The sequence below is a fragment of the Streptococcus viridans genome (assembly GCF_900636365.1).
Classification (GTDB): Bacteria; Bacillota; Bacilli; order Lactobacillales; family Streptococcaceae; genus Streptococcus; species Streptococcus viridans_A.
Genome location: NZ_LR134266.1, coordinates 914,331 through 926,010, shown reverse-complemented (window position 1 = coordinate 926,010; position 11,680 = coordinate 914,331). Strand labels below are relative to the sequence as shown.

The following is an 11,680-nucleotide window of genomic DNA, read 5'->3' as shown; positions in this document are numbered from 1 at the left end:
ACAATGCCTCTCTTTAATTAATTCACCATACTATTATAACACATTTAGTGCTTTTTTTCTCCTTCGGAACACAAGAGTAAAAACGTTTACATCGTCTAAATTAAGCGTAAAACCGTGACAAAGAATTGTAAAAGTGGTAGAATAAATGCGAATGGGAAAACCCAAAAAAATAGAAGGAGACGTTTAGAATAATGACATTAACTAAACAACATAAAAAAGTTATCCTTGTTGGTGACGGCGCTGTAGGTTCATCATATGCTTTCGCACTCGTTACTCAAGGAATCGCACAAGAATTAGGTATCATTGAAATCCCTCAATTGTTTGAAAAAGCGGTTGGTGATGCTGAAGACCTTAGCCACGCTCTTGCCTTCACTTCTCCTAAGAAGATTTATGCTGCTAAGTACGAAGATTGTGCGGATGCTGACCTCGTTGTTATTACTGCTGGTGCTCCTCAAAAACCAGGTGAAACTCGTCTTGACCTCGTTGGAAAAAACCTTGCCATCAACAAATCAATCGTTGAGCAAGTTGTTGCTTCAGGATTTGACGGTATCTTCCTTGTAGCTGCTAACCCAGTTGACGTCTTGACATACTCTACTTGGAAATTCTCAGGTTTCCCTAAAGAACGCGTTATCGGTTCTGGTACTTCTCTTGACTCAGCTCGTTTCCGTCAAGCTCTTGCTGAAACTATCGGTGTTGATGCACGTTCGGTTCACGCCTACATCATGGGTGAACACGGAGACTCAGAGTTCGCTGTTTGGTCACATGCTAACGTTGCCGGTGTGAAATTGGAACAATGGTTGCAAGCAAACCGTGACTTGAACGAAGCTGACCTTGTAGATCTCTTCATCTCTGTACGTGATGCTGCTTACTCAATCATCAACAAGAAAGGTGCTACTTACTACGGTATCGCCGTTGCCCTTGCTCGTATCACTCGTGCTATCCTTGATGATGAAAATGCAGTACTTCCACTTTCAGTCTTCCAAGAAGGTCAATACGGAGTTGAGAACGTCTTTATCGGTCAACCAGCGATCGTTGGTGCACACGGTATCGTTCGTCCAGTAAACATCCCATTGAACGACGCTGAAACACAAAAAATGCAAGCTTCTGCAAAAGAATTGCAAGCAATTATCGACGAAGCATGGAAGAACCCAGAATTCCAAGCAGCTTCTAAAAACTAAACAAATAATGAAACACCATGTCTTAGGACATGGTGTTTTCTTGATATCATCGAAAAGGGCACTGAGAGTTCGATACTGCTCTTAAAAATTCACAGGTATCTTTCCTATCCAGATACAAAAAAAGAGAGCCTCTCCGCTCTCCTATCCTTATCCACCCTGAGGGAATCGAACCCCCATCTCAAGAACCGGAATCTTACGTGATATCCATTACACTAAGGGTGGCAACTGTTATAGTATATCAAATTCTCGAGAATTTTACAAGTAAAAAAAGCTTACCGAGAGGTAAGCTTTTTGAATATTACAATTCGATATCGCCAAACAAGTCAGCCATTGAGAATCCAGTTTGAGTTTCTGGAAGTTCAAAGTCACGTTTTTCTTGTTTTGGACGACGTGGACGTTGTTGACGTTTTTCTTGTTTTTCGCCTTCTTCTTGAGCTGGACGTTCTTCAAGAGCTTTAATAGAAAGTGATACACGTTCATCAGCAGCATTTACTTCAAGAACTTTAACAGTTACTTCTTGTCCAACTTTAAGCACATCTTTTGGATTTTCAACACGTTTGTGTGAAATTTGTGAGATGTGTACAAGTCCATCGATACCTGGTAATACTTCAACGAATGCACCGAAGTCAGTCAAACGTTTAACAGTACCTTCGATGACATCACCAGCAGCCAATTTTTGTTCAACGCCATCCCATGGTCCAGGTGTTGTAGCTTTCAATGAAAGTGATACGCGACCTTCTTCTTCGTTCAAGTCAAGAACTTTCACTTCGATTTCTTCACCAACAGTTACGACTGATTTAGGTGAAACGTTGCGTTCGTGTGACAATTCAGTCAAGTGAACCAATCCATCAACACCACCAAGGTCGATGAAAGCACCGAAGCTAGTGATACGAGCAACTTTACCAGTTACAACGTCACCAACGTTCAATTTACCGAATACTTCAGCGCGAGCTGCAGCTGATGCAGCTTCAACAACTTCACGACGAGAAAGGATGAAGCGGTTTTCTTTTGCGTCAACTTCTTTGATTTTAGCATCAAATTCTTGACCTACGAAACGTTCAGTGTTACGTACAAAACGAGTATCAAGCATTGAAGCTGGAATAAATCCACGAAGTCCTTCAAATTCTACTGAAAGTCCGCCCTTAACAGCGCGAGTTCCTTTAACAGTAACAACTTCTTCTTCACGTCCGACCAATTTGTCCCATGCTTTGCGAGCTTCCAAACGTTTTTTAGATACAAGGTAAGTTACTGTATCAGTATCTTTACCAACTACTTGACGAAGAACAAGCAATTCAAGTGTTTCACCTGGTTTTACCAAGTCGTTGATGTCCGCATCACGATCGTTTGTCAATTCGCGAAGAGTCAAGACACCTTCGACACCAGTTCCAGAGATTGCAACGTTAGCTTGTGTAGCGTCAACTGTCAAAACTTCAGCAGTAACAACATCACCTGGCTCAACTTGGCTAACACTGTTTAGCAAATCTTCAAATTCATTCATCTAAAAAATCCTCCAACAATCAAGTTTTCTAAACTTGACATACTTATAATTATTTTTCCTAAGCAAGCACTCGCAACGTAATCAAAATGATCTACAACGACATCTTCATATAAAGAAATAAAATACCTGAGTAGATATTTTACCACCTTATCTGATATTACCTAGAACTGGGGTAGCTGGATTCGAACCAACGCATGAGGGAGTCAAAGTCCCTTGCCTTACCGCTTGGCTATACCCCAAAAAGAGCGCTGACCTTAGTCACTTTATCATCGTCACAATGAACACTAATGGAGAGAGAGGGATTCGAACCCCCGAACCCGAAGGAGCGGATTTACAGTCCGCCGCGTTTAGCCTCTTCGCTATCTCTCCAAGCAAATCAACAGTCACAATTATACCATTGATTTTATTAAAATGCAACCCCTTATTTGTGCAAATTATAATTTTCGATGGCACTTTCCACTGCTTTTTCAAGGGATTTATAAAGACTGTCTACAGATGCATTTTTTACGAGGGCAAATTGAGCCCCCATATCAGCAATCTCAGCAATAGCCTTCTTCCCAATCGTTAATTGGTAGCCATCAAAGGTTTCCTTACCTACAACCACTTTACTATCTGCAATTTGAATTTCGATTTTTTTATCTTTTTTACTCATTCTTCTACCTCATTTCAACCCCTTTATTTTACAAAAATTTTCACATGCTTGCAAGCCGAAAATGTTTCATGATTAAATTATTTTATTTTGCTAGTATTTATTCCTATGAAAAAAAGAGGGAGTCCCCCCTCTTATGATTGATTTATTCAGTTACCTTGAAGATCCATCCTTCTGGTGCTTCTATATCACCAAACTGGATGCCCGTTAATTCATCATAAAGCTTGCGGGTAATTGGTCCTACTTCTGTTTCTGAATAGAAGACATGGAAGTTATCTCCGTGCTGAACTCCCCCGATTGGTGAAATAACGGCAGCAGTTCCACAAGCCCCTGCTTCGACAAATCGGTCTAAATTATCGATTGGGACATCACCTTCGATTGGTTTCAAACCAAGACGATGCTCAGCAAGATAGAGCAAGGAATACTTGGTAATAGATGGCAGAATTGATGGGCTAAGTGGAGTCACAAACTCATTATCAGCTGTGATCCCAAAGAAGTTAGCAGATCCCACTTCTTCAATCTTGGTGTGGGTCGCTGGATCCAAGTAAATCACGTCTGAGAAGTTCCGAGACTTAGCTAATTTACCAGGTAAGAGGCTAGCGGCATAGTTTCCACCGACTTTCGCTGCACCCGTCCCATGAGGAGCTGCCCGGTCATATTCGTCTTGGATTAAGAAGTTGGTTGGAACCAAGCCGCCCTTGAAGTAGTTTCCTACTGGCATAGCAAAGATCGTAAAGATGTATTCTTCTGCTGGCTTCACTCCAATGATATCTCCGACTCCAATCAAAAGCGGACGAAGATAGAGGGTTCCACCTGTTCCATACGGTGGGACATATTCTTCATTGGCACGCACTACTGCTTTACAAGCTTCAACAAACATATCCGTTGGAACTTGAGGCATCAAAAGACGATCAGCAGTCCGTTGCAGGCGTTTGGCATTTTCATCTGGACGGAACAATTGAATACTGCCATCTTTTGTACGGTAAGCTTTCAGCCCCTCGAAAGCTTGCTGTCCATAGTGCAAACTTGGAGAAGATTCCGAAATATGAAGTGTAGCATCTTCGGATAGTTCTCCTTTTTCCCAAGCACCATTGCGGTAATAGGCGATATAGCGGTAAGGTAATTTCATATAAGAAAATCCAAGATTTTCCCAATCAAGTGATACTGTCATGTCTGTTATCCTTCTTCCATTCAAGACTTGCTAAATAGCAAGAGCCACCACAAAGGATGACTTTATTCATGTACTCTATTTTACACCATTTCATGAGAATTTCAAGTGAAATTTGCAATTTTCAGAAAATTTATCGAGCAAACAAAATTAGCCATAAACTGGCTAATTTTGTTTTTATTCGATTCTAGCAGTAAAGACTTCTTGATCAGAAATTTGATCATTGACAAAGGAACCATTGCTAGTTCGTTCTGATAAGTTGAGTTGGGTAACATCCACTTCTGTCACCTGACCTGTAGTGGAGGTAATCTGAAGGATTTGATCCTGCTCTGCTACTTCTTCCTGGCTCGTGAAGAGATCAAAATCAACTTGGTCCGTGAAGACTGGACCTGCCTTGAAGACGCGGTGTGGTTTAGACTTCAATTCACGTAAGACTTGAAGTCCGCGTTTAGCCCGGCTGGTCACTGGAATATCGTCCTGGGACATCCGTTTCAAACTGCCTCGCTGGGTCAGAATGTACATGCTTGGAGTCGTTGACTTAAAGACAGCTATCACTTGATCTCCATCTTTCAGGTTAATAGCTTTGACTCCTGCTGCTTTAGCCCCAACTACTGGCACCTCTTCAATATTGAAGCGCAGACCATAGCCATTTTGGGTAATGATCATGATGTCCTCGAGGACAACTGGTGCAACCGCTACGATACGGTCCTCTTGGTCTTTCAGCTTAGCGTACTTCGTTGATTTGGAGCGGTAGGTCCGCCATGGGCTCAATTCCTTGCGTTCAAAGCGCTTGATTTGTCCTTGTTGGGTAGCTGCAAAGTAGGTCACACCCTCAAACTGATCCACAATCTCCGCAAAAAGTATTTCTTCTTCCTGCTCAAAATTGGTCAAGGTCTGACTGAGGTGTTCGCCGATGTCCTTCCACTTGGTATCTGCTAATTCATGAACAGGTCGATAAATGGCATTTCCTAAGTTGGTAAAGAGCAAGAGATGCTGGGTAGTCTTAGCAGGCTCTACGAAAATCAATTCATCGTCGTCCCGCTTACCTACTTCCTCCACTGTAGATGCATTGAAAGAACGAGGAGAGGTCCGTTTGATATAACCAGCACGGGTCACGCTAACGTAGGTTTCTTCTTCGACAATGAGGCTGGCTGTATCAATCTCAATTGTTTTAGCAGTGTCTTGTAGCTCACTACGACGCGGATTGCCAAAGAGCTTCTTGACTTCACGCAATTCCTTCTTCATGAGATTGAACATGGTCCGTTCATCCCCTATGATAGCAGCCAAGGTCGCGATTTGCTCCTTGAGGTTAGCATGCTCTTCTTCCAAGGTGACGATATCTGTATTGGTCAAACGGTACAATTGCAAGGTGACAATGGCTTCTGCTTGCTCTTCTGTGAAATCATAGCTGATCTTAAGGTTTTCCTTAGCATCTGCCTTGTTATCAGAAGCACGGATTAAGGCGATGACTTCATCAAGGATGGAGATGACGCGGATCAATCCCTCTACAATGTGGAGGCGTCGTTCGGCCTTTTCCTTGTCAAAGCGAGAGCGAGCGACAATGATATCTCGACGGTGAGCAATGTAGCTTGATAAAATCGGTAGAATCCCAACTTGACGAGGGGTATAGTTGTCAATTGCCACCATATTGAAGTTGTAGTTGACCTGTAAATCTGTGTACTTGAACAAGTAGTTCAAGATTAGATCTGCATTGGCATCTTTCTTCAACTCAATGGCAATGCGAAGACCATCCCGGTCAGACTCATCCCGAACTTCTGCAATACCGGCCACCTTGTTATTGACACGAACATCGTCGATCTTCTTGACCAAGACGGCCTTGTTGATCTCATAAGGAATCTCAGTGACGACGATTTGCTGCTTGCCACCTTTGAGCTGCTCGATCTCTGTCTTAGAGCGGACAACCACCCGTCCCTTACCAGTTTCATAGGCTTTCTTAATCTCATCGCGCCCTTGGATAATGGCACCGGTCGGGAAATCAGGTCCAGGAAGAAACTCCATGAGTTTGTCTACCTTAGCAGAAGGATGGTCGATCATGTAGACCACCGCATCGATGACTTCAGCAAGGTTATGGGGCGGAATATCTGTCGCATAACCAGCTGAAATCCCTGTAGCCCCATTGACCAAGAGGTTTGGAAAGGCTGCAGGCAAAACAGTTGGCTCTTTTTCTGTATCGTCAAAGTTCCAGGCAAATGGCACTGTGTTCTTTTCGATATCTTGAAGGAGATAACCAGCAATTTCAGATAGACGGGCTTCCGTATAACGCATGGCAGCCGGTGGATCACCGTCCATAGAACCATTGTTACCGTGCATCTCAACAAGAATCTCACGATTCTTCCAGTCTTGAGACATGCGGACCATGGCATCATAGATCGAACTATCCCCGTGAGGGTGGAAATTCCCCATGATATTTCCGACAGACTTGGCCGACTTGCGGTACCCCTTGTCATGGGTATTGCCATCCTTATTCATAGAATAAAGGATCCGCCGCTGAACAGGTTTCAAGCCATCCCGAATATCAGGAAGAGCCCGTTCTTGAATAATGTATTTGGAGTAGCGACCAAAGCGCTCTCCCATGATGTCCTCTAAGGACATATTTTGGATATTACTCATATAAGATACAAAGGGACGTTACGGCTTGCCGAAAATTTCTGTAGAAAAATAGGAAATTGATGCAGGGTTCCATGAACCCAAAGCGATTTATCTTTTTTCCTAAGAAATTAGTCCCGTGTTCAGTTACTACAAGTAACCAAACGATCCTTTCTGTAGTTTTTAATACGTAGTTAAATGTTAGAATCAAGAGTTTCACACAGTATTTAGGGCGTGTTCAACTCCTTTCAAAGAATGTTGAATAGATTTTTAGAAAAAGGAATTCAGTCACTTCAAGTAACCAAAGACTTCTTTCTGTAGTTTAAGATGTTTAAAATAGTTGATTGAATCAATGATTCGACAGATTTTTCTCAGCATAAATCATCATCTTCTCAGCCACTTCCTGATCATAGGCAAATTCCATCTTTTGGGCTAATTCTTGCGCTTCACCATCGAATAACTTCATGGTAGCAAATAAGGATTGGCTGATTCTCTCTAGACTAGATAGATCAAGAAGTGCTGAGAAATCCTTCTCCAGCTCAGCAGGCAAATAGTGAAAAAGGTACTTGTAGTTCTTTCCGATATCAACTATTCCCTTATCACTTGCTACCTGCCAAGCTAGTATCTTGAGGAGTTCTTGCTGGCAAATGCCATAGAGGTGGTCGGTCGCATAGAGGAGCTGATTTCTTCGTATCCCTTTGACGACATAAGCCGATACCCACCAAAATTCATTGCAGGATGCTGCAAATTCCTCTTCGGAAGGTGGAGCGATCCAGTAGCGCTTGGCATTAGGCTGATAGGCTTCAAACAAACCATTTTCGTCTTTTAGCACTCTGAAACCTGCCTCGCTGTCCACCCACTCTTGGATATGTTCTTTAGGACAGAGTGTCAAGTCGATGCGATTGCCATCTTCAAAAAGCATGAGATACAGACGACGGTGTCCAAGGACATTGTGCTGTTCAATCAGACGCGTTCCAAACTGGTCTAGCCAAGATAAATCAGATAACAAGTCGTTCAGATTCTCAACAATATAGACCACATCATAATCTTGGAACTCATCTTCTTGGGTCTGTGAATTGATCCGCGAGCCGGATAAGGCTACTGCTTCCACTCGCAGGGATTCACCTATTTGCAAAATCAGATTCATCATTTCTGTATCAGTTCTCATCTTTTACTCCTTCATCACTTAAAGGTGTTGGATATTTTTTAACAGGTTAGAGCAGTAAACTATTGATCACTTCTGAACTTTCTATACAATCAACGATAAGATATTATTAAGGAAGCGTCCCGTAGCCTACTGATCTTGCTCAAAATAATAGAGATAAAGAGGTGGCAGATAGGAAACCAGAATCATCAGAATAATGACTACAAACATGAACTGATGGAGCTGAAATAGCATTACCACATACAAGCTCAGAAGAGGACCTATAAGATAGGATAGGAAAATCAAAAGTCCCTTCCGCAGATTTTTCTTATAAACAAAGCACAGACGAATCAGTGTGTAGACTAAGGCTCCTATTATCAAGGGAAAGCCATATAAAATCATGAGAATGAACGCCTCAAAAGAACCATATTCTGGGTCACTAATATTGGATTCTAGTACCTTTAGCATGCATAGCGTAAAGACTATCGGCACATACAAGCCTATCAGTCTGATTGTTCGACGATTCATGTAGAATGCAAGAAAGACAGATGGTAAAGAAACTAAGAAAATATAACCAATATAACCAAAATAAGCCAAATCATTCTTAATCACCACTCACACTCCTTAAAACGCTGTCGTTTCTTCCAAGGTAAACTTAACGTTATCTTCGATCCATTGGCGGCGTGGAGCTGCCTTATCGCCCATTAGGACTGAGACACGGCGTTCTGCACGCGCTAGATCATCAATGGTGACACGGATCAAGGTGCGGGTTTCTGGGTTCATAGTTGTTTCCCAAAGCTGATCCGCATTCATCTCTCCCAACCCTTTGTAACGTTGGAGGGTTGCCCCACGACCAAAGGTCCGGCGTAGGTCCTCCAATTCACTGTCTGTCCAGGCATAAGCCACTTCTTCTTTCTTCCCTTTGCCTTTAGACATCTTGTAAAGAGGAGGCATGGCGATATAGACACGTCCTGCTTCGACCAAGGGACGCATATAGCGATAGAAGAAAGTTAGGAGTAAGGTCTGAATGTGAGCACCATCCGTATCCGCATCGGTCATGATGATAATCTTGTCATAGTTGGCATCTTCAATCGTAAAGTCAGCCCCAACTCCAGCACCGATGGTGTAAATCATGGTGTTGATTTCCTCGTTTTTGAGGATATCGCTCATGTTGGCCTTCTCAGTATTGAGAACCTTCCCTCGAAGTGGAAGGATGGCCTGGAACTTACGGTCTCGACCTTGCTTGGCCGATCCACCAGCTGAGTCTCCTTCGACCAGATAGAGTTCATTCTTAGCAGCATTCTTGGACTGGGCCGGGGTCAATTTACCAGATAAAAGTCCCTTATCCTTCTTATTCTTCTTTCCATTACGACTCTCATCACGCGCCTTCCGAGCTGCTTCACGCGCATCCCGAGCCTTGATGGCCTTGCGAATCAGATTGGAAGCTAATTCCCCATTTTCCATGAGGAAGAAGGTCAACTTATCAGCGACAATCCCGTCGACGACTGGTCGTGCAAGTGGACTTCCTAGTTTGTCCTTGGTCTGCCCTTCGAACTGCAAATGGGCTTCTGGAACCAAAATAGAAAGAACAGCTGAAAGACCTTCCCGGTAGTCGGATCCTTCTAGGTTCTTGTCTTTTTCTTTGAGAAGTCCTGTTTTTCTTGCATAGTCGTTCATGGCCTTGGTAATGGCTGTCTTGAGTCCAGTTTCGTGGGTTCCCCCATCTTTGGTCCGGACATTATTGACGAATGACAAGATATTGTCGGAATAGCCATCATTGTACTGGAGAGCGACTTCTACTTGGAATCCTTCTGATTCTCCATTAAAGTAGAGAACCGGCGTCAAGGTTTCCTTATCTTCATTTAAGTACTCAACGAAATCCTGGACCCCATTCTCGTAATGGAAGGCGACGTAGTTGTCTTCTTCCTTACGGAGATCTGTCAACGTCAGCGTCACATCCTTGAGCAAGAAAGCCGACTCCTTGATCCGTTCCGCAATGGTATTAAACTTGAAATCGGTCGTTGAGAAGATGGTTGGATCCGGCATGAAGGTAACCTTGGTCCCAGTCTTAGACTTAGGAGCCGTTCCTATCTTCTCAAGAGTGGTAACTGGTTTCCCACCATCTTCAAAGCGTTGCTTGTAGACTGCTCCATCACGGGTAATCTCAACCTCAAGCCAGCTAGAGAGGGCGTTTACGACCGAAGATCCCACTCCGTGGAGACCACCAGAGGTCTTATACCCCCCTTGACCAAACTTCCCTCCAGCGTGGAGGATCGTAAAGATGACCTCAACGGTTGGTTTACCCATGGCATGCATCCCTGTCGGCATCCCCCGACCTTGGTCCGCTACAGTTAGGGAACCGTCTTTGTTAATCGTAACGTCAATTTGAGAACCAAAACCAGATAGGGCTTCATCGACCGCATTGTCGACAATTTCCCAGACCAAATGGTGGAGACCATTTCCATCTGTCGATCCGATATACATCCCTGGACGTTTACGGACCGCATCCAACCCTTCTAGTACCTGAATGGCATCGTCATTATAATTATTAATGTTGATTTCCTTTTTAGACACAAGGAACCTCCTGTTTGTTCATCTTTTCTATATTACAGTTTTTTAGGAAATTTTGCAAAATTTTTCTTTATTCTCTCCCTTTAATTAGCCCATTTAAGCACGATTAGCTTAAACCGACTATCCGATGTGACAATTATGGACGAAATTTTCTTTTTCATTCAAAGCAATTTTGATATAATGAAACTATGATGAAAACAATTCTTTTACTCGTATTAGCATACTTATTAGGTTCTATCCCTTCTGGTTTGTGGATTGGGAAAGCCTTCTTTAACATCAATCTACGCGAACACGGTTCTGGAAATACAGGGACCACCAATACCTTCCGTATCTTAGGGACGAAGGCAGGTCTTGTCGTCTTTGCAGTTGATTTCCTCAAAGGAACCTTGGCTGTTTTATTGCCGACTATTTTTGGGGTTACAGGGATTTCGCCAATGGTCTTTGGTCTTCTCGCAGTCCTTGGTCATACCTTCCCAATTTTTGCAGGCTTTAAAGGAGGGAAGGCAGTCGCGACCAGTGCAGGAGTCCTCATCGGCTTCTCACCTCTCTTTCTATTAATCTTAGCTATATATTTCTTTGCTAGCCTCTATTTAACTAGCATGATTTCTTTTTCAAGTGTGACAGTCGCAATTTTGGCAAGTATCGGAGTCCTCATCCTCCCACTGACTGGTTGGATCCTCCCAAGCTACGATATCATCTTTACCATTATCGTCCTCGCACTTTCGTCCTTGATTATCATCCGCCACAAGGACAACATCAAACGCATCCTCAATAAGAATGAAAATATCGTCACCTGGGGTAAAAACATCACCCATCAAAAACAAAAAGACTAGAGTCTAAACTCTAGTTTTTTTTATGTTCAATA

8 protein-coding genes and 3 tRNA genes are annotated in these 11,680 nt (G+C 43.0%); 2 read left to right on the top strand and 9 right to left on the bottom strand.

The annotated features are described in order from the left end of the window. The first annotated feature begins 191 nt into the window (after positions 1-191). Positions 192-1,178 (top strand): L-lactate dehydrogenase, encoded by a 987-nt coding sequence (locus EL081_RS04955; protein ID WP_117744218.1) that lies wholly within the window; start codon positions 192-194, stop codon positions 1,176-1,178. 150 nt (positions 1,179-1,328) lie between these two features. On the opposite strand, the gene EL081_RS04950 is transcribed toward EL081_RS04955, so the two are convergent. From EL081_RS04950 to parE, 9 genes are all read right to left on the bottom strand, one after another. Beyond that, positions 1,329-1,400 (bottom strand) — tRNA-Arg (locus EL081_RS04950). A gap of 76 nt (positions 1,401-1,476) precedes the next feature. After that, the gene (rpsA, locus tag EL081_RS04945; protein WP_006596419.1) at positions 1,477-2,676 is read right to left on the bottom strand and encodes a 30S ribosomal protein S1; all 1,200 of its coding nucleotides are present in this window, start codon (positions 2,674-2,676) and stop codon (positions 1,477-1,479) included. A 167-nt stretch (positions 2,677-2,843) separates the two neighbouring features. Next, positions 2,844-2,915: transfer RNA gene (locus EL081_RS04940), tRNA-Gln, on the bottom strand. Positions 2,916-2,964: 49 nt separating this feature from the next. After that, positions 2,965-3,045 (bottom strand) — tRNA-Tyr (locus tag EL081_RS04935). Between the two features lie 52 nt (positions 3,046-3,097). After that, complete coding sequence (locus tag EL081_RS04930; RefSeq protein WP_126404193.1) at positions 3,098-3,328, bottom strand: DUF2969 domain-containing protein; 231 nt, start codon at positions 3,326-3,328, stop codon at positions 3,098-3,100. Positions 3,329-3,470: 142 nt separating this feature from the next. After that, a complete protein-coding gene (locus tag EL081_RS04925; protein WP_126404192.1) occupies positions 3,471-4,496 on the bottom strand; it encodes a branched-chain amino acid aminotransferase in 1,026 nt (341 codons plus the stop codon). 174 nt (positions 4,497-4,670) lie between these two features. Beyond that, a complete protein-coding gene (gene parC, locus EL081_RS04920; RefSeq protein WP_126404191.1) occupies positions 4,671-7,124 on the bottom strand; it encodes a DNA topoisomerase IV subunit A in 2,454 nt (817 codons plus the stop codon). A gap of 325 nt (positions 7,125-7,449) precedes the next feature. Next, positions 7,450-8,268 carry an aminoglycoside 6-adenylyltransferase gene (locus EL081_RS04915; protein ID WP_126404190.1) on the bottom strand — a complete coding sequence of 273 codons (819 nt, stop codon included), beginning with the start codon at positions 8,266-8,268 and terminating at the stop codon, positions 7,450-7,452. 600 nt (positions 8,269-8,868) lie between these two features. Further along, positions 8,869-10,818 carry a DNA topoisomerase IV subunit B gene (gene parE / locus EL081_RS04905; protein ID WP_126404189.1) on the bottom strand — a complete coding sequence of 650 codons (1,950 nt, stop codon included), beginning with the start codon at positions 10,816-10,818 and terminating at the stop codon, positions 8,869-8,871. A 188-nt stretch (positions 10,819-11,006) separates the two neighbouring features. On the opposite strand from parE, the gene plsY reads away from it, so the two are divergent. Then, the gene (plsY, locus tag EL081_RS04900) at positions 11,007-11,648 is read left to right on the top strand and encodes a glycerol-3-phosphate 1-O-acyltransferase PlsY (protein ID WP_185946457.1); all 642 of its coding nucleotides are present in this window, start codon (positions 11,007-11,009) and stop codon (positions 11,646-11,648) included. The last annotated feature ends 32 nt before the right edge of the window (positions 11,649-11,680 follow it).

Excerpts from the sequence above, each read along its gene's own strand:
- EL081_RS04955 (WP_117744218.1), top strand. The coding sequence starts at position 192 with ATGACATTAACTAAACAACATAAAAAAGTTATCCTTGTTGGTGACGGC.
- rpsA (WP_006596419.1), bottom strand. The coding sequence starts at position 2,676 with ATGAATGAATTTGAAGATTTGCTAAACAGTGTTAGCCAAGTTGAGCCA.
- EL081_RS04930 (WP_126404193.1), bottom strand. The coding sequence starts at position 3,328 with ATGAGTAAAAAAGATAAAAAAATCGAAATTCAAATTGCAGATAGTAAA.
- EL081_RS04925 (WP_126404192.1), bottom strand. The coding sequence starts at position 4,496 with ATGACAGTATCACTTGATTGGGAAAATCTTGGATTTTCTTATATGAAA.
- parC (WP_126404191.1), bottom strand. The coding sequence starts at position 7,124 with ATGAGTAATATCCAAAATATGTCCTTAGAGGACATCATGGGAGAGCGC.
- EL081_RS04915 (WP_126404190.1), bottom strand. The coding sequence starts at position 8,268 with ATGAGAACTGATACAGAAATGATGAATCTGATTTTGCAAATAGGTGAA.
- plsY (WP_185946457.1), top strand. The coding sequence starts at position 11,007 with ATGAAAACAATTCTTTTACTCGTATTAGCATACTTATTAGGTTCTATC.